The organism is Sinomicrobium oceani, assembly GCF_900119185.1.
GTDB lineage: Bacteria > Bacteroidota > Bacteroidia > Flavobacteriales > Flavobacteriaceae > Sinomicrobium > Sinomicrobium oceani.
The window spans coordinates 1-19,693 of record NZ_FPJE01000041.1; the positions used below are offsets into that span (position 1 = coordinate 1).

At 44.7% G+C, this 19,693-nt stretch carries 16 protein-coding genes; 11 read left to right on the plus strand and 5 right to left on the minus strand.

Annotated elements, in window-relative coordinates; translation table 11 throughout:
- The coding region (locus tag BT112_RS20825) for a bile acid:sodium symporter family protein (RefSeq protein ID WP_139276331.1) at window positions 1-569 on the plus strand (569 nt) is incomplete at its 5' end.
- 84 nt (window positions 570-653) lie between these two features.
- On the opposite strand, the gene BT112_RS20830 is transcribed toward BT112_RS20825, so the two are convergent.
- Both BT112_RS20830 and BT112_RS20835 read right to left on the minus strand, forming a co-directional pair.
- Complete coding sequence (locus BT112_RS20830; protein ID WP_072319389.1) at window positions 654-2,006, minus strand: ankyrin repeat domain-containing protein; 1,353 nt, start codon at window positions 2,004-2,006, stop codon at window positions 654-656.
- Between the two features lie 10 nt (window positions 2,007-2,016).
- Entirely contained in the window at window positions 2,017-3,204 is a 1,188-nt protein-coding gene (locus BT112_RS20835) for an ankyrin repeat domain-containing protein (RefSeq protein WP_072319390.1), read from the minus strand.
- Between the two features lie 314 nt (window positions 3,205-3,518).
- Here BT112_RS20835 and BT112_RS20840 point away from each other — a divergent pair, with 314 nt between their 5' ends.
- The 5 genes from BT112_RS20840 (at window position 3,519) to BT112_RS20860 (ending at window position 8,486) form a co-directional block, all read left to right on the plus strand.
- Window positions 3,519-4,388 carry a DUF808 domain-containing protein gene (locus tag BT112_RS20840; RefSeq protein ID WP_072319391.1) on the plus strand — a complete coding sequence of 290 codons (870 nt, stop codon included), beginning with the start codon at window positions 3,519-3,521 and terminating at the stop codon, window positions 4,386-4,388.
- Window positions 4,389-4,594: 206 nt separating this feature from the next.
- Window positions 4,595-5,851, plus strand: coding sequence for a putative DNA modification/repair radical SAM protein (locus BT112_RS20845; RefSeq protein ID WP_072319392.1), 1,257 nt, complete (start codon window positions 4,595-4,597; stop codon window positions 5,849-5,851).
- A 2-nt stretch (window positions 5,852-5,853) separates the two neighbouring features.
- The gene (locus tag BT112_RS20850; protein ID WP_072319393.1) at window positions 5,854-6,621 is read left to right on the plus strand and encodes a TIGR03915 family putative DNA repair protein; all 768 of its coding nucleotides are present in this window, start codon (window positions 5,854-5,856) and stop codon (window positions 6,619-6,621) included.
- Between the two features lie 113 nt (window positions 6,622-6,734).
- On the plus strand, window positions 6,735-7,541 hold the full coding sequence (locus BT112_RS20855; protein ID WP_072319394.1) for an SDR family oxidoreductase: 807 nt from the start codon (window positions 6,735-6,737) through the stop codon (window positions 7,539-7,541).
- A 30-nt stretch (window positions 7,542-7,571) separates the two neighbouring features.
- A complete protein-coding gene (locus tag BT112_RS20860) occupies window positions 7,572-8,486 on the plus strand; it encodes a helix-turn-helix domain-containing protein (RefSeq protein WP_072319395.1) in 915 nt (304 codons plus the stop codon).
- Window positions 8,487-8,563: 77 nt separating this feature from the next.
- On the opposite strand, the gene BT112_RS20865 is transcribed toward BT112_RS20860, so the two are convergent.
- From BT112_RS20865 to BT112_RS20880, 3 genes are all read right to left on the minus strand, one after another.
- Window positions 8,564-9,751 (minus strand): MFS transporter, encoded by a 1,188-nt coding sequence (locus BT112_RS20865; protein WP_072319396.1) that lies wholly within the window; start codon window positions 9,749-9,751, stop codon window positions 8,564-8,566.
- A 328-nt stretch (window positions 9,752-10,079) separates the two neighbouring features.
- Window positions 10,080-11,264, minus strand: a complete 1,185-nt coding sequence (locus BT112_RS21530) for a basic secretory protein-like protein (RefSeq protein ID WP_175545852.1) — start codon at window positions 11,262-11,264, stop codon at window positions 10,080-10,082.
- Between the two features lie 269 nt (window positions 11,265-11,533).
- On the minus strand, window positions 11,534-12,490 hold the full coding sequence (locus BT112_RS20880) for a hypothetical protein (RefSeq protein WP_072319398.1): 957 nt from the start codon (window positions 12,488-12,490) through the stop codon (window positions 11,534-11,536).
- A gap of 667 nt (window positions 12,491-13,157) precedes the next feature.
- Here BT112_RS20880 and BT112_RS20885 point away from each other — a divergent pair.
- The 5 genes from BT112_RS20885 to BT112_RS20905 all read left to right on the plus strand — a co-directional run bounded on the left by BT112_RS20885 (window position 13,158) and on the right by BT112_RS20905 (window position 19,617).
- Window positions 13,158-14,120 carry a hypothetical protein gene (locus BT112_RS20885; protein ID WP_072319399.1) on the plus strand — a complete coding sequence of 321 codons (963 nt, stop codon included), beginning with the start codon at window positions 13,158-13,160 and terminating at the stop codon, window positions 14,118-14,120.
- A gap of 10 nt (window positions 14,121-14,130) precedes the next feature.
- Complete coding sequence (locus BT112_RS20890; RefSeq protein ID WP_139276332.1) at window positions 14,131-14,970, plus strand: hypothetical protein; 840 nt, start codon at window positions 14,131-14,133, stop codon at window positions 14,968-14,970.
- Window positions 14,971-14,977: 7 nt separating this feature from the next.
- A complete protein-coding gene (locus BT112_RS20895; protein WP_072319401.1) occupies window positions 14,978-15,880 on the plus strand; it encodes a hypothetical protein in 903 nt (300 codons plus the stop codon).
- 1 nt (window position 15,881) lies between these two features.
- Window positions 15,882-16,580, plus strand: a complete 699-nt coding sequence (locus BT112_RS20900; RefSeq protein ID WP_072319402.1) for a tail fiber protein — start codon at window positions 15,882-15,884, stop codon at window positions 16,578-16,580.
- Window positions 16,581-16,701: 121 nt separating this feature from the next.
- Window positions 16,702-19,617 carry a hypothetical protein gene (locus tag BT112_RS20905; protein WP_072319403.1) on the plus strand — a complete coding sequence of 972 codons (2,916 nt, stop codon included), beginning with the start codon at window positions 16,702-16,704 and terminating at the stop codon, window positions 19,615-19,617.
- Window positions 19,618-19,693 lie beyond the last annotated feature (76 nt).

A 19,693-nucleotide genomic window follows, 5' to 3' on the forward strand; every position in this document is an offset into this window, starting at 1 on the left:
TGACCATTACGTCTATCGCCACATTGCTGTCGCCTTTCCTGACCCCGGTACTGATGAAGTTACTTGCGGGGGAGTTTATAGCCATCGATGTGCTGGCCATGATGTGGAGCATCGTTAAGATGATCATTATCCCTATCGGGGCGGGTCTGATTTTCAACCGGCTTTTGCACGGTAGGGCGAAGTGGCTGGACCGTGCGATGCCTGTGGTCTCCATGGCGGGGATAGCGCTGATTATCGTAGTGATCACAGCTGCGGGTCGCGATAGTCTTCTGGATATCGGTTTGGTGTTGCTGCTTTTGGTATTGTTTCACAATCTTTTCGGTTATACGCTGGGGTACTGGTATGCGCGTTTGTTCCGGTTACCGGAGCGCGATGCGCGTACGGTGGCCATAGAGGTGGGTATGCAGAACGGTGGCCTGGCATCGGGTATCGCACATTCTGTGGGTAAGATCGCCACGATGGGTCTGGCCCCTGCGATATTCGGTCCGCTGATGAACATTACCGGATCGGTACTGGCATCGTACTGGCACAAAAAAGAACCGAAGGACGAAAAGGAAAAAACCGGATAGCCCGTATTGTTGGTCGTTTTTGTGGTAGGTAAGGTAGCCACGGATGCCGTAATCTCTACGATCGGTGTATCCGTGGCTACATCCTTATGAGTATGATGTGCCCAGTATCTTTTGTTTTTGTTCCCGGAATTCCTCTTCCGTGATAATCCCCGCATCGAGAAGCTCCTTGAGGTCAAAGAGGGCCTTCTTTTTTTCGGACATATCCATAGCAGCGGGAGCAGGCTTCTGTACTTCCTGCACTTTGGTCTGCCCTTCTTCTACGGCATTGGTTTTGGCGCCGAAGTCGATGAGTATGGCCGTGATCTCGTTATACCCTTTCATGTTGGCATAATCGATAGGTTTTTGTTCCAGGACATTGGCTATATCGGTATGAGCCCCGTGTGTAAGCAGGAACCGTACGGTATCTTTTTTTCCGTATGCCGCCCCGTAATGCAGGGCCGTATTTCCGGAAGCATCCTGTTTGTTTATATCTGCCCCGTGGTCGAGTAATAATTTGACGAGCGACAGGTAGCCCGATTTGGTAGCCGTCTGTAGCAGGGTTTCCCCGGCATAGTGCGGCTCAAAACCGAGGATAAAGGTACGTGTCCCCGTATTGGAAATAAGCATATTGATATAATGGCCGTCTTTGCCGTCCCAGGCATCGGTACTTCGGGCATAATCCGGGGAAAGTCCTTTGTGCAGAAAAATATCGACCAGTTCTTTCTGGTTGGCTCCTACGGCATACCAGACCGGGGAGATCCCTTCCCTGGACCCGGAAAAAATGTCCGCTCCCTGTGCAATAAGCTTCTCCGCGATGATGCGGTTCCCGGAACGGGCAGCCAGTAAAAGCGGACTTTCGTTGAGATCGTTTGCGAGGTTTACCGATGCCCCGTTATCGAGAAGCATATTTACGACAGGAACCATATTGGCCTGGATGGCGATGGCCAGGGCGGTCTGGCCTGATGCATCTGTAAAATCCGCATCGGCACCGTTGTCGAGCAGTAGTTTTACCAGGGGAGGAAAGCGGTGTTTAACCGCAATCAACAGCGGTGGAATCCCGTTTTTGTTAAGGGCATTGACATCGAGCCCGTCGGCAATAAGTTTTTGGGCGATATCCTGCTGGCCGGTACGGGCTACGATATGCAACAGGCTGTTGCCGTCAAAATCGTTGATTGTCGTTTTTGCCCCTGCATCGCATAGCTGTAGTACGGTTTGTTTCTGTTTGTTGAGCACGGCAAAGTACAACGGCGTTTCCCCGTTATGGTCTTCGTAGTCGATATCCGCTCCGGCAGCGACAAGCTGTTTTACAATATCGGTGTAGCCCTGGTATGCGGCATAATGCAGGGCTGTACGTCCTTTCTCGTCGGTATAGGTGACGTCGACCTGGTCTTTTTCGATCAGGATTTCGGCAATTTTTCTCTTACCGCCCTCGCAGGCTATGATAAATGAATGAGACATAATAGTATGGTTATCTTCCTAATAATACTTGAACGATCTTTGTTTTCAACTGGTCTTCCATAGCATAATCCACGGCTTTCTTGTCTTCTGTGTTTTCCAGTTCGGGGTCCGCTCCATTTTTCAGGAGCATTTTTACTTTCCGGTAACTGTCTTTAGCCTTCGGCTCTTCGTGGTTACTGGGGTATGCGCACACCTTCATGAGTATGGTGTTTCCGGCATTGTCACGGTCGTTGACAGCCATAGCACCCTCATCGAGCAGAAAAGCGAGTATCTCCGATGGCTTTTCCGCAACCCAGTCTATACCCGATTTGGGTTTATGGTAGTACATGGACGTATCGGTAAGCGAAGCCCCGTTAAGAAGCAGGAGCCTTAGGATCTCCAGAGACCCTGTATTGGGCTGTATAAACCTCAGGAAAGCGTTGAGCAGATTTTCCCCCTCCCGGGTAAGGTGGGTGACATCGGGGGTGCCGTACTCCAGCAGTAATCTGAACATTTCCGGGTTTTGCTGATGTACCGCAGCGATATAAAAAACCGTAATTCCTTTGGTATCTGCCTGGTTAACATCGGCCCCGTTTTCGAGGAGCATCTTTGTTGCCGGAATATGAGCGCATTCGACGGCCTGGAACAAAGCGGTCGTTTGTGCTACGGTGCGGGCATTGATATCTACGCCCGAATCCAGCAGAAACCGCAAGGTCTCCATAGCGTCGGGCGGAGGCATACGCAATTGCCGGCAATACTGGTGCAGGTAGGTAAGACCGTATTGCGAACGGTAATTCATGGTTATGCCGGCATCGGCCAGGGCCCTGAGTACAGGTAAGGGCGATTTGTTTTCTATGGCATACGACAACAGGTTATGCCCGGCAACTTCTTCGTCAATGTCATCGATATTACGGAGAAAACGGCCCAGTAGCGGCAAATAGACCTGCCAGTCTTCTTCTTTGAGAAAAAGAGGAACCAGGAGTGTGTGTACAGGTGTACGGGCGAACGACTCGTATTCGAACAGGTCGGTTTCTATCCTGTGCTGTGTGATACCATATTCGAGTGTATGCCAGTATTTGTTCTGTATAATGGTGTGGAAGAGTTTATCCAGTTGTTCCGCCGGAATACTTCCGTCCAGGTTTTTCAGGTAGTCCAGGAGGGTGTCTTCTTCTCTGGAAAACAATACCCGGAAAAATGTATCGCTTTCGAATGTTGCCATATATGTGTGTTTTAGTAGACCTGCTGTGATATCATCCTTTTTCGGGAGATCGCAGTAGCTTCAGTAATAACGCCGGAAAGGGCAAAGTTTTATAAAGGGATAAAATTAAACGGAAATATCCGGATAAGATATACCCGGAATCCGTGAGATAGGGAGACGGCGGTGCGGAAGATTTCCACGACCGGATACTTGGTGAATGCTGTAATAGGGGCTGTGCATATCGTTTTGAAAACCGAAAAGAGGTGATGTTTCAAAGTTTAACCGATATATTCGTCCGGAAATAGTATTTTTATTTCCTAAAAGAAACAGGAAATATGGCTTCAGGTATTTTTGCGGTGCTGGATGACATCGCGGCATTGATGGATGATATTGCGGTAACGAGTAAGGTGGCTACCCGTAAAACTGCAGCCATACTGGGAGACGACCTTGCGGTGAATGCCGAAAAAGCCACCGGATTCCTGTCGTCCAGGGAGCTGCCCGTACTCTGGGCCATCACCAAAGGTTCTTTTGTGAACAAGCTTATTATTATTCCCGTAGTACTGGCACTTAATGCTTTTTTTCCTGTGGCGGTTACTATAATGCTGCTTGTAGGAGGGTGTTACCTGGCTTATGAAGGGATGGAGAAAATTGTGGAATTTCTCTTTCACCGCCATAAAAAGCCGCACGAGGTGATCGCGGAAAAGGAAAAAAAAGGTCCTGAAGCAGAGAAAGCCAAGATAAAATCGGCCATAGTGACCGATTTTATCCTGTCCATAGAAATTGTCATTATTGCCCTAAGCACGGTGCAACACAGGAACCTGACCGTGCAGGCCATTACCGTAACCCTGGTGGCTTTTATCGCCACAATAGGGGTATATGGCATTGTGGCCCTTATTGTAAGGATGGACGATGCCGGTTTCAAACTCGTCAGGCGTTCCGGGGACAAGGGATTTTTTTCCTGGCTGGGAAACCTGCTGATAAAAGCACTTCCCGTAATTATCCGTTTGCTGGGCGTTATCGGTACCATTGCCCTTATCCTGGTTTCGGGCGGAATTTTTATACACCATATCGATGCGTTGCACCATCTGTTACCGGGGCTTCCCGTACTTGTCCGGGAATTGGTCTTTGGGGTGATCGCAGGGATTGTTATGGTTCTCATTGTGGGAGGGGTAAAAAAACTGCTGGCCCTCTTCAGAAAAAAATAGGTTTTCTCTTTTCGGTCCATACCATAACAGTATTTCCGGAAAACATTCAGGTATTATAGATACTTCATATTCCGACATCCGGTCAGGGGATCCGTATATTAATTTTAACAGGTTACTGACCGTAAAAATGATTAATTTACCGGAACTTTATACACCGTTAAAAGAACGGATATCTTAAGGTAAGGTTGCAAAACAACAGGCAGATAATGAGCAGGATAGAAGAAAAACTGAAGATACTTGCCGATGCGGCAAAATACGATGTAAGTTGCAGTTCGAGCGGAAGTAAACGAAAGAACAAAGGAGGAATAGGCGATGCTTCGGCATCGGGGATCTGTCATACCTATACCGAGGACGGACGTTGTGTATCGCTGCTGAAAATATTGCTGACTAACCATTGTATCTACGATTGCGCTTTTTGCGTGAGCCGTAAAAGTAACGATGTAAAACGTGCGGCATTTACGGTAGAAGAGGTGGTGGACCTGACGATGAATTTTTACAGGAGAAACTATATCGAGGGACTTTTTCTGAGTTCCGGAATCTTTAAAAATGCCGATTTTACGATGGAGCGGCTGCTGAGAATCGTAAAGAAACTACGAACCGAGGAAAGGTATAACGGTTATATCCACCTGAAGACCATACCGGGGGCCAGTGAAGAACTGATCCGTGAAGCCGGGCTGTATGCCGACCGTATGAGTATTAACCTGGAACTTCCTACCGAAGCCGGACTGAAAATGGTGGCCCCGGAAAAAGATCATGAGTCCGTAAGGAAACCGCTGGCCTTTGTCAACGAACAAATGCAGTCGTACAAAAAAGAGTCGAAACTCATCAGGCACGTACCTTCTTTTGTTCCGGCCGGGCAGAGCACGCAAATGGTCATCGGCGCCACACCCGAATCGGACTTCGAGATCATGAATGTCGCCGATGAATACTATAAGAACTACAAACTCAAAAGGGTGTATTACAGCGGATATATCCCCATAAATAACGAACACCAGGCACTTCCGCAAATAGGTAGCGCACCACCACTGATCCGGGAAAACCGATTGTACCAGACGGATTGGCTGCTACGCTTTTATGATTTTAAACTCGATGAAATACTGCATCCCGGGCATAAAAACCTCGAACTGGATATAGACCCCAAGCTGGATTGGGCTCTCCGCAATCCGCATTTTTTCCCGGTAGATATCAATAAGGCCGACTATAAGATGATTATCCGTATTCCTGGAATCGGCAGGCAGTCTGCCATGAAGATCGTCAATGCCCGGAAATTCGGTAAGTTACGCGAATACCAGATCCGTAAAATGGGTATTGCCTTTAACCGGGCGCGGTATTTTATGGTATGTGCCGATACGCCTTTTACCCTGGGAAATATGGCTATGGACCACGTTAAAAAACGTATCCTGGAAAACGGGAACAGTACGTATAAGAGAAAACTGCCCACGGGACAATTAACGCTGTTCTGATTATGTATTACCTGTTTGACGGTAGTTATGCCGGGTTTCTGACGTGCGTATTCGAGAGTTTCGAGCATCGCGAATTTTCGGTGACACCGATTACTTCCGATCGTTTTACGGGCGATTTTTTCAGGGACAACAGGGAAGTGATTACCGATGCGGCAAAGGCAAAACGCGTACAGCGCGGATTGCGGAAAAAACTGGACAGCAACCGTGCGATGGATTTTTTCCGGGTATATCTCTCCGAAGATCCCGAAGCCTGGCAGGCAGCTTTTCGTATGATCCTGCGTATTTTTGATACGGGACCGGAAATTATGCTCGATTTCGGGGACAATGATGTGATCTTCTTTGCACAAACCCTCAAAAAAGTGGGCCGTGAGCGTCACCGTATGAAGGCTTTTATCCGGTTTCAGAAGAGTAGTGACGGGATGTATTTTGCCATAGTGGAACCCGACTTTAATGTATTACCACTGATCTCCGGTTTTTTTAAAAGACGCTATGCAGACCAGCCCTGGCTCATTTATGACGCACGCAGAAAATACGGTTTGTGGTACGATGGCAATACCGTGGCGGAAGTACAGCTCACTCCCGCCGAAAAAGATGCGTTGTCTCCTCATCATATAGCTATTACACTCGACGAACGCGATGAGCATTTTCAGCAGTTGTGGCAACAGTATTTCAAGAGTACCAATATCGAATCGCGGCGGAATATGAAACTTCACCTGCGACATGTGCCCAGGCGTTATTGGAAGTACCTCACAGAAAAAAACGGGATGTAAATCCGTTGCAGGAGCGTTTCACCGGTATTCCGGATACCATAAACTTCATTTTGGAAACTTTTCCTGTGGTCTTTTCTACCAATTTTGCAGTGTAATCTTTAATATACAAAACAATGCAAAAGACCATTTTTATTACGGGAGCCTCCTCCGGACTCGGAAAAGCCACGGCCATTCTGTTTCAGTCGAGGGGATGGAAAGTGATAGCTACCATGCGCAACCCGGAAAACGAAACAGAACTTCGTAAACTGGACAATGTTTCCCTGTTGAAGCTTGATGTCTGTGACTCCGGACAGATTACGGAAATTGTACAGCAGGTCCTGGCTGCCGGTGCTGTAGATGTTGTTTTCAACAACGCGGGTTACGGACTTATCGGTGCAGTGGAAGCGCTGAGCGACGAACAGATCGTCAGACAGCTCAATACCAACCTGCTTGGCGTTTTACGGGTAACCAAGGCGTTTATACCGTATTTCCGGGAGAAAGGAGAAGGATTGTTTATCACCACAACCTCTATGGGAGGATTTCTGACCTTTCCGCTGGGATCGGTGTATCACGCCACCAAGTTTGCCCTCGAAGGCTGGTCGGAAAGCATGTCGTATGAACTGGGAACATTTGGTATCGGCATCAAAACCGTTGCCCCGGGAGCTATAGCTACCGATTTTTCAGGGCGTTCTCTCGATACCCGATCCCTTCCTGCATATAGCCGTATGGAAGAAAAGCTGTTTTCCACGATGGAACAGATGATGCAGGATGCTGCCGAGCCGGTACAGATAGCCGAAGTGGTCTACGAAGCTGCAACGGACGGAAAAGACCAGGTTCGTTATATAGCCGGAGAAGATGCCAGAACGATGTATGCCAGGCAACGGGAGATAGGGAACGAAGCTTTTCGTAAGCAGATGAGGGCGATGACCATAACAGATTAATCCCTAACTTCGTAACATCAAATAAAAAGTATGCCCGAAAAGATAGCTACCATATCGCAGTTTCACCGTTTATTATCCTTATCTGAGCCCCTGCATCCACTGGTGAGCCTTATCAGGGTGTCCGATATGCGTTTTCGGTACACCCCGGTCTGGCAACGGTTTTTTACCGGTTTTTACAGTATCTCCATGAAAAGGAATGTACAGGCCCGGGTAAAATACGGACGGCATTACTACGATTACGATCGGGGTGTTATGAACTTCATAGCACCCAGGCAGATCCAGTCGCTTGAAATCGAAGAAATCAATGCCATCAACAAAGAGTGTGGTATAGGCTACGCGCTGCAGATACACCCGGACTTTCTCCTGGGCCACCGGCTTGCCTCGGATATACAGGAGTTCGGGTTCTTCTCCTACGCCGTGAATGAAGCGCTTCACCTTTCGGAAAAAGAAGAGAAAAATATCGAAGAAATCTTCCTGAATATCGAAGAAGAATACCAGCATATCGATCGGCATACCGAGGCTATCATAATTTCGCAGATCGAGTTGCTGCTGAGCTATAGCAATCGCTTTTACGAGCGGCAGTTCATGACGCGAAAAGCCGTGAGCCATGATATCCTGATCAGGATGGAGCAGTTGCTGCATAATTATTTTAACAGGGAGAAAACGTTGCAGAACGGATTACCCACCGTGGAGTACCTGGCCGGGGAGCTCGGGGTAACCCCGCATTACCTGAGTGATATGCTACGGTCACTGACCGGGCAGAACGCACAACAGCACATTCACGAAAAACTGATAGAAAAAGCCAAGGAATACCTTACGGCAAGTAATTTGTCCGTAGCTGAGATCGCCTATCGCCTGGGATTTGAATACCCGCAATCTTTTCACAAACTGTTTAAAAAGAAAACCAGTATTTCACCATTACAGTTCCGGATGTCCTTCAACTGAGCCTTTTTGGGTTTCCGGAATACAGCGCCAAGGACAAACCTTTACAACCATTTTATAGCCATTACGGCCGGCATCCGTTATTTTTTCTGCTGCATCAGTTTCCACACCATGATGACACCCATTAGGAGAACCAGTGCACAGAACAGGAAGAGATATTTCATCCCGAAGATATTGATTACCGTACCTTCGAGCGGACCGGTAACTCCGAGGGAAATATCGATAAACAGTCCGTAACATGCCAGGGCCGCACCTGCATTGGATGCCGGGGCCAGCCTCACGGCTTCCACACCCAGGGCCGGAAATACCAGGGAAAATCCCAATCCCGTGATAGCAGCCCCAATCAGCGCTACATGGGGGTGGGGGGCAAGGAAAAGTATGGCAAGCCCGGTCATTTCGGTGATCAGACAGAAAAAGGCAACCCGTAGTCCGCCCCGCAGGTTGATCTGGTTGGCAAAAAACAGGCGTCCGAGGATAAATAAAATACTGAACACGCTCAGGCATAATGCGGCTCCCGACCAGTTGAAATGATCGTAATACAGGGTGATAAAGTTAGAAAGTCCCCCGAAACCGAGTCCGGCAAGGCCCAGACATATCCCGAAAGGAGCCACAAGCCGGAAGACCTTGAAAAAGGGTATGGGCTTGGCCTGAAAGTTTCCGGTGATTGCTTTTTTGGAAACCGCTACCACTAATCCTGCCAGTGCAGCCACAGCCATCCATAGGGCGATATATGCAATCCCCCAGTGCCCGGCTATGAGTACACCGAGCGGAGCACCGAGCGCGAGGGCACCGTAGCTGGCAATACCGTTATAGGAAATGGCAGTAGCCGTATGTTTTTCGCCCACAACCAGCATGGCCCAGTTAATGGGACTGGCGCCTATCATACCTTCCGCGCATCCTGTAATAAGACGGGTTACGGCAAGTAATACCAGGCAGAGCATCCTGTCGGCTTCACTTCCGAAAGCGGAGAACATCAGCAGGGCACTGAAAAGAAAACCGCTCATGCTTAAAACCACGGCTATTTTTGGCCCCCTGGTATCTACGAGTTTGCCCGATATCCCACGGACGATAAACGTAGATATATACTGAAGACTGATCACAATACCCGCGACAATTTCGCTGAAGCCGAGCGTCTTGTGAATATAAATCGGGAGAACGGCCAGCGGAAGTCCTATACCAAGGTAACCGAAGAACGTAAAAGACACGAAACCGGCAATCTGTAATTTGGAATGATGTTTCGCAGCAGAAAAAACAGTGTTAAAAGACATAGTTCCCGGTTTGTTAGTCGCGTATCGGTTTTGACTGCAAAGGTATAGAGGATTATGATAATGCATACGATTGCACTATATTTTTTTAAGGAATGTTTTAAGCTGTTAAATGGTAATGTTTCCGGGATGCTACGTGGGATATATGAACAGGCACCGGAGGCAGCAGGAGAGGATGACAGGAGGGAGGATTTAAGTTTTGGTTTGATCCGGAAGCAGGAAAAGTACTCCGTAATAAACAAAAGCCCGGTAGCGGGAAAGATGATGATTTCTTTCGCCGTGTGCCGGGCAATTGTCGGGGGTATTTTAAAAAGGTATTTCTTACCCTAAGTTACAGGTCCGGATCCTGGCTGTAATCCTGCCATAAGACATCTACCGTTTTTCCGGTATAATTTTGCCAGAATGTGTCCTGGTAAGGAGCGGCTCTCAGCTGGCTGTCGAGCTCCCGGATAATACCTTCGTACCGGTTTTCCAGCCAGGCGAAGAAACGTGCGGTAACCCGGTAGGCATCGGTGTAATGATGATTGGGACTATACGCAGGCAGACTCCAGTTGGCGGCCTGGTTGTTGAGTCCGTATACATACCGGACATAATCGGCTATACCTTCACTGATCCAGGAAGGGGAATTCCCTCCGTACGACTGTACCAGGTGCATGATTTCATGGGTAACAACATCGGTGTCCTGCGGATTATTGGTGATATATGACGTACCGTACGTAGCAAATCCGCCGAATACATAAGCTACACCGTTATAACTGGGTTCTATGCGGAAGGCTACTGTTTTCTGAGCATCTGGATTAAAATCCTGCATCAGTAACGGGTAATTGGTAAAGAAAGTCCCGATCATATCCTCCTTCAGGGAAACCGGGAAACCTTCGGACTTATTGACGAAAAGCAGGGTAAGATCGCCTTGCTGTAAGGTGTCTGTTTCCGAAAAGGGACTGATCACCTGTTCGCTTTCCGGTATGCTGAACAGTCGGAATTCCGAGGCCTGGAACATTTCACTGCCCCCGTATAGCCTGGTAATGTGCCACCTGTAGTAGGTGTAGCCCGTTGGGTTGATATACGAATATCTCCTGGTCTGGTAGCGGTTGGCAAAGGCTTCATAGGCCTGCTCATCGAGGGTCGCCCAGTTTTGTCCGTCGTCGGACCCGCTGAAGGTCCAGATCAACGGATCGCGGTAATCCGCATCGTTCCCGGAAGTAATCTCGTATGCAGCAACCTGTACGGGTTCCGGATATTCGAAAGTTACCGTGAGCCCGCTCCCGATATCCTGTACGAGAAACTTGGTCAGGGTGTCATTGTCTATGAGTTTCGGAGAACCTTCGGCACTGTTTTCCCCGAGATCGTTCTCCAGGCTTACCTGCATGACAGCCTGATCGGTAACATCGGTTTCCTGGAGGACACTCCCGGGATGGTCGGGATTACCGGGTTCGTCCGGATCTGCCTTAGCACATCCGGCAAGTACACCGGATACAAAAAATGCCCGGATAAGATACATACGCAACGTTTTCATAAGATTTGGGTTTTTGAGGTTAATGGAATCAAAAATAAGCATTAAAACGTTTTAGCAAAGTATTTAAATAGGTTTTAACTTGTTTGATGTGTAAGTTTATACTTATGTGTTTGGTGTGGAGTGTGCTCCTGCTATAGTTTAATGGGGTACAGGGAAACCTCTGAAAACGGAACGTCCCTTCACCACGGAGTGGAAAAAGGGACGTTGATCGGGGTAGAGAAGGCGGTTCACCCGGCTACGGTCCTATGGCAGGAGTGAGGTATTGTGGTTTAATTCAGATAATTTTTTAACCAGATACCATCGAGATACTGAAGGGCAGCCATGTAGACATTATCATTATTGTTATGTGCATTGCAGATGGGCATGATATAGACGCTGTCGGATCCTCTTGGAACTACACTGGCCTTTTTTCCGAGAATGATATGTCCCCCGACGAGATAGTTATTGCACTGGAAACCGCCATACTGATAGGAGGTACAGATGGTTGGGTTGCCAAACTGGTTCCGCCATAGACCGAGCCAGGAATTACCTCCTATCTTCGGGTCGGGCGTACTTCCGATAACGTTCGCAAAGTTTTCGCCGTAATAAAAATGCACTGTACCACCCCAGACCGATTGTATGGACTTGAATGTAAAGTTGTCATCATAATGTTTTTCCGGGTCGTACAATCCCTGGAATATCCCGTTTTTATAAACCAGCAGAAGGTTTTTGTATGCTGTCTGCGTGAGTTGCGGCGGTGGGGTTTTTACCCGGATGGTAAGTCCTTCTACCGTTTTTGCAGCCCGGAAAACGATATGGTTTACATCCCGGATGATTTCTTTAAAATGTTCTTCGAGCCCCGGTGTGAGCGGGGAAGTGTAGTTCCATTGAGCATTGTAGTCCTGCTCCCGGTTTTTCCCGGTATAGCACCCGTCCATTTGCTGTAAACAGTATTCGTCAGTGCCTTCGAGATATGTTTTGAGGCGTGTAGACTGTTCCGAGACATAGGTGGTGCCGTACAACGTGAGTATGTTACGGTCCTTGTCATACTCATACGATACCTGTAGTTGTGCTGTAATGCCCGGATTGTTCAGGAGGCTGAGGCTACCGATCCGGACCGGATCGGAAACCGCGGTGTGCGATCCTGGCTCGAGAGGCAGGGCAATTGTACAGGATGTTTTTTCTATGTTGATAAATTCGTTTTGATAACGTGCCGCTAACGGCACAGTGACAGCTATGGTTTCCATGGTCAGTATTTTAGGTTGTTTTACATGATCTTCCCGGGTATGTATTACAAATAGCGGGATTTATCCGGAAGTGGCTATCCGTAGATCATACCAAATAGGATATTCCGTATTTATACGGAACGGTGCAATGGGGTAGCGAAAGAAGAGAAAAATGCACTGTGAAAAAAAATAGGGGTTTCCGTAAGGTTTTTTGATGAAAAGGTCGTTTATTTGAAACGGAGAAAAAACGAATGATGAGGAGTTACATACAGGTCGTACGGATTTCAAGGGGCGGGTTATAACGGTTGTACAACTGTTTTTTTAAGTAGTTTTAGCTTTTGGAATTGCTCACAGGATATCCGCTGTGTTAACCCACAAATGTTTTTTCTTTACGGTTACTTTATCGTGTTTACAATTTTTTGGCGTAAAAGTAACATGAACCATAGCAAAGAATCTGTTTCCTAAAGTATATTAAACACCGTCTAACTCATTTAAAAACCAACCGTAGCGGCTAATGAAATAAAAATTACACTTCCCCCGAATTTTATCGTGCTTGTACCACTGTTTTTTATTCTTCCCCCGCATAATGAACAGCAGCCAGACCGTAACAGCCATTCCGCCATCCGGACATGGCCTGGCTTTGTATTTTTTTTAAAAGATCATATTCATCATATAAATCCGTACTTCTATGAAAAGAATTTTATTATTTCTTTTGCTGGGACCTCTTTCGTTTTATGCGCAGGTGATTACCACAAACAGAAATCCCGTAGGTCTCGAACACAATATTTTATTCCGTGCAGAGAACCGGTATACCGTAACACAGACCGGTACGGCCTCGTTGCCGACAGCCAGGTTGTTTGATGGAAAACTAACGGTAAACTACACATCAACACCCCCGGGTTTTTCTGATCCGACAGTAATCCTTATCGAGGGATTACCAGCTGTTCATACCCAGGTCGGAGGATGGGTAGGATGGTCAACCCGTCATTGGGGAGCAGTCCGTTTTAAGATCGAAGGATATGATACATTCGGTACACCAAATGGCTGGCGTGTTCTGGCAGATTATTCCGGGACCGATTATAACGGAAATGATTTTGTGGCCAAGGTCGCTCAAAGCGGAAGATATATCAAACTCCGGTATACGTTTTATACCGGTTCGGCAGGAGATGGCCGATTGGGTGTATCCGAATTGTTTTTTATTCACCCGGAGGCGACATCTCCTTATGAAGGCTTGTACCAGGTGACCGGTTCTGACGGATGGGAGTCCGGAAATGGAACATTATTCTATGAGGGAAATGTAGGTATAGGCACCATGTCACCCGATTCCCCTTTAGCCGTTAACGGCGTCATACACAGCAAGGAAGTCCGGGTAGACCTGGAGGGGTGGAGCGATTTTGTCTTTGAAGAAGACTATGACCTGCCTACCCTGGAAGAAGTGGAGGCCCACATCAAGGAAAAAGGTCATCTCAAGGATATTCCCGGTGCTAGAGAAGTTAAAGAAAACGGGGTGTTGCTGGGAGAAATGGACGCCAAGCTGTTGCAGAAGATCGAGGAGTTGACCTTGTACACGATTCAGCAACAAAAATTGATAGAAACACTGTTGCTCCAGAATAAGAAACAACAGGAAGAAATAGATAATCTCAAGAAATAAAAATATAAAGATGATGATCAAAAAAATAGGCAAACAGGAGTACAGTTGTTACCGCTTTACCCCGTGTAAAGCAGTTTTGGGGCTATTCCTCGGATTATTTCCCTGGTTTTTTTATGCGCAGACCAACACTTTTCCGGCATCGGGAAACGCGGGAATCGGAACAGGTTCTCCAAAAGCGCCACTTAGCATACACTTGCCTTCGGGAGATGCAGCGTACCCTACTACGACAGAAAGGGGAAATATTATGCAGCTTTGGAGTGCTTATAACAATGGTTTGGAGATCGGGAATGCCAGGGCATTAAATGCCAGGAGAGTATGGCTGCTTGCAAGGCATAATACAGTATTGACTTATGGTAAATATTATTCGAGTATGCATCTGCAACCGGATGTGGGAAATAAAACCCATTACAGAGGAGTGGGGATCGGTTACCCCGTGTCGTCAGGAATACCTGTAGGTACACATTTGGCAGTTAACGGGAGTGTAGGTATCGGTACGCTGAACCCGGGCAGCTGGAAGCTGGCTGTGAATGGCAATATACGTGCCAAGGAAATTAAAGTAGAAACCGGCTGGAGCGATTTTGTCTTCGAAGAAGATTATGACCTGCCTACCCTCGAAGAAGTGGAGGCCCACATCAAGGAAAAAGGTCATCTCAAGGATATTCCCAGTGCCAGAGAAGTTAAAGAAAACGGGGTGTTGCTGGGAGAGATGGATGCGAAGCTGTTGCAGAAGATCGAGGAATTGACCTTGTATATCCTCGATCAGGACAAACAAATAAAAAAATTGCAAGAAGAGAATTCCGGAATAAAAGTACTGGAAGATAAACTGGATAAATTATTACAACAACAATAAAGCAGAGATGAAGCAAAAATTACGATTTTTAACTATTTGTGTTCTTTTCTCCGGCCTAACGGGGTATACCCAGAACTACACCGGATATTTTCGTACTCCACAGGGAAATACCGATTACCATCATTTCACCAGGAATAATTCAGGAGCCCCGGTATATATAAACCAGGAAGGGACCGGACCGATTTTACGGTTATCCAGTGGGACCTATACAGCCAATCAGGGAGTTCGCTTTACCGTGGAGAATGATGGTAAGGTGGGGATCGGTACCACAGCTCCTGAAGAAATGCTGGATGTTGAGGGAAACTTACGGCTTGGAGGATCCGGCGGAACCCTGATCAGCCCCAGACTTTTCGTAACCGATCTCAATCCCGGAGCAACCAATGAGGCTGCCGGGATCAGGGGCAGAAACATGGGACACTTTGTAGTGGATATTTACGGTAATGATGCCAAAGATGCTTTTGCGGTCAGGACCGATCGTAACTATGACGGGACCCTGGATCATATTCCTTTCATAGTCAATAATGCAGGGAGGGTAGGGATAAACACGACGAATCCCGATGCGGAATTATCGGTCAACGGGCATATCCACACCAAAGAAGTTAAAGTAGACCTGGACGGTTGGAGCGATTTCGTCTTCGAAGAAGACTATGACCTGCCTACCCTCGAAGAAGTGGAGGCCCACATCAAGGAAAAAGGTCATCTCAAGGATATTCCCGGTGCCAGAGAAGTTAAAGAAAACGGGGTGTTGCTGGGAGAAATGGACGCTAAACTGTTGCAAAAGATTGAAGAACTGACTTTGTATGCTATTCAGCAGCAAAAAATGATGGATATACAACAAAAACAAATAGAAACCATCCTGGAAGAAAACCAACAGCTCCGTAAAGAAATCGATGCACTTAAAAAGCCGTAATATGAGAAACACACTCCAAAAAATATCAGTATTTGTCCCCTCCCCCGTGGGGAGGGTTAGGGTGGGGGTCTTGTTCCTTTTGCTCCCTTTTACTTTTTATGCCCAGACCAATACTTTCCCGGCTTCCGGCAATGTAGGTATAGGAACCACTTCCCCGGAGGCCAAGTTGCAAGTGAATAATACGGGAACCATCGGGGCAAAATGGAACCCTTCAAACAGCTACCTGACGATTAAGGATAATAGCAATGCTATGATTATAGATCCTAATGAAATATACAGTTCCCAGACCATCCGTATAGGTACGGCAGCCGGGGATATAAAGTTTGGCAGTGTTGATGAGACAGGAGCCACGGATAATATGGTTATAAAAAGGAATGGTAATATAGGGATAGGTACCGTGTCTCCCGATGCCAAACTTACCGTAAAAGGTAATATCCATACCCGGGAAGTCAAGGTAGATCTTAACGGAGCCGTAGCACCTGACTATGTTTTTAAGAAAGACTATAACCTGCGTTCCCTGGAAGACGTACAGGCATTCATTGAAAAGAATGGCCATTTACCCGGGATTCCTTCTGCCAAAGAGATGGAAACAGACGGGGTAAACCTGAAGGAAATGAACCTGAAGTTACTTGAAAAGGTGGAGGAGTTGACGCTTTATGTTATTCAACAGCATGAATACATAAAAGCCTTAAAAAAATAAATTAAACATTTTCTAATTGAATATAGATTTAGAGGTAGTTAAGCTTCTTATATAAATATAGGTTTGTGTACTTGAATACCAAAAATTATTAAATAGTCTCAGTCTTAATTGTTTTTTAAATATGAAAAAATATTTCTTTTTATTCTTTATTGTACAAATTTCCTTTTCTCAAATTGATCCCACAGATCCTACAGAGTCAATCGCCAGTCCTAATGTAATGAACTTAGGAAGGTTTGGAGAAATTCCTGTGTCTCATTTTACAGGAGTACCAGAAATAAATTTAGGGTTAACAGAAGTGAAGTGTGGAGATATTAAGATACCAATTGAGGTTCTGTATGATGGTAGTGGATGTAAGGTATATTCTCAACCTAGTTGGGTAGGACTTAATATGTCATTGAATGTGGGAGGGGCTATCAGAAGGCAATCTGGTAACGATGAGTATGTGTACCGTGGACTACAATCTCCTAAAAGCTATTTCGACTATAACGAAGAGTTGCAAGGAGATGATTGGATTACTAAAGAGCTATCTAATAATTCAATTATTCCAGGTGAATATAGTTTCAATTTCCTAGGTTTTTCAGGAACATTTCTATTAAATCATGAAAATGAATGGGTAGTGAAAGGTAGTTATAATAGAAGCATGAGAATAATTCCTAATATAGAAGAAGACTATTTATTAGAGGATATTAATGGTTCTCATTTGCAATTAGTAAAAACTATAACAGGTTTTACTATCATTACAGAGGATGGTACTAAATACATTTTTGGAGGAGATAAAGATGCCATAGAATTCTCAAGGCCTCCTTTGCCAATAATGGTTGCTCCGTATAACTCAACTGGCCCTCCCGGACCAGAATCAATGATTACATATAATACAGAAGAGGAAATCACTCAAGGGATAACTTCAACCGCATGGCACCTAAAGAAAATCATTTCTTCGTCGAATAGAGTTGTGAATTTTGAGTATGAAAAATACTACTCAATAAATCAGGTAGTAAACACTAGAATTTCGAGGTATAGGGCTTACGCTCCAAGACCTTATCTACATTCATATAATAGGAATGTAAAAGGCCAAAGTTTAATTAATTCGTCGATTCTTAAAAAAATCGTCTTAGATAATGGAGTTGAATGCATTTTTAATTCTTCCAAAGCTAATGATCTTGAAATAGAGGGGACATTCGGGGGAAATACACAACTTACATTTGAATTATATAAGTCATCATCAAATTTGGATAATTATAATAATATATGGGAGCATAAAAAGCTAACTTCTTTAGAAGTCAGATATAATAATAAAACAAAAATGAAATTTGGATTTTCTTACATAGAAAATCCTTCAGAACGTTTGAAGTTAAGAGAAATAAAGTTTTACGGAAAGAACACCTTTGAGAATGCAGAAGGGCTTTATTTATTTGAATACAACAACTTAAAACTACCAGATTATGATTCAGGAGAAGTGGATCATTGGGGATATTATAATGGAACGAATTTTTGGAATAACGAAATTTTTCAAGGAGTTATGGATATCCCTAATTTAGATCAATATTATGATTCGCGCCAGACAAACCCGGTATTAATGCAAGCTGAAATGTTACAGAAAATAATTTATCCTACGGGTGGTTATACTGAATTTTTTTTTGAAGCCAATGATTTTAGTAAAGAGGTTAAATATACCTATCCTATTTCTATAAAGAATTTGAATATAAATGAAATAGCCGGTGGCTTACGGGTGAGTAAAATTTTATCGCATTCCAGTGATGGGGAGCTTATAGAGAAAAAGTATTATTATAAAAATAATAGTATGAATGGAGGGGGAACTTCTTCGGGGGTTTTAATGGGAAGACCATCGTATTATGAAGAATATGATGGAGGTGATGAATTTATTTTTAGTTCAAATTCGATTTCTCGTTCGAATACTACCAATGGAAACCATATTACTTATTCGGAAGTGAAAGAGGAAATAACAGGAAATGGTTACACCGTATATACGTACTCTAATTCTGATAATGGTTATTTAGATAAGGATCCACTTTTTATATCTGATCCCCTTAGTGGAATAATTAAAAGGAAAAAGAGTTATGCATTTGGTAAGTTAAATATAGAACGAGGACTTTTATTAAATACCAAATATTTTGATAAAAATAATTATTTGATAAAGCAGATGAGCTATTTTTATAATGACGATGAAGATAAGTATAATGAGTACGCTCGTGTAAGAAAAAAACTCTATTTAGGTTTAGACCCATCGAATTCTGTTGAAATAGCATACCCTATTTATACGTTTTATCCCTATCTAAAGAAAAAAGTAGTTTATGAATATTTCGATGATAAGACTATAATAAATGAAATGAATTATAATTATAATTTATTTAACCAATTAAAATCAAAAGAAATAATATATAATACCGGAACGACATATCTTACTGAATATAAATATGTTCATGAGATGATTTCCGAGGATCCAATTTATCTCCATTTTATGGAAAAAAATATGGTTGGAATACCTACCACAATATCTGATTATGTAGACGAAAAACTTAGAAAGGAAGAAGTTTTTACTTATAGTTTATTCAACGGAAATATTTTAAAGCCGAAATTTAAAATTTTAACGTCAAAAAACAATCGAATATCAAGCGCCAAATTAAATTATAGTGGATACGACTCATTTGGTAATATACGGGGAATTCTAAAGAATGACGAACTGTATAATGCATATTTGTGGGGATATAATGGCCAACATCTGATAGCAAAATGTATAGTATCAAAAGAGTCTCCGGAAATAGATATTTCCGTAAATTATGATGCCTACGAAAAAGAGTCATACGGAACAGGCGGGACAGCAGCTCCGGGCTCGGTATTAAAGTCGTTCACCCATGAGAAATCAGGAACGGTCTCGGTAGCCATTGAAACGTTAAATATAGACAATTATAGCAATGATGCTTCTTTGTCTGTTGCTGTTGATATCATACAAGGTAATAATGTTGTTGAAACCCTCGATTTCAACTTTAATCGAGGGTGTAAACTGAACTCTGTCTGAATAGATTTAAATTATTAATTTTATTCAGATAGTAATTATGAGCAACGAAGCACAATCAGATTTAGAGAAAAAGATC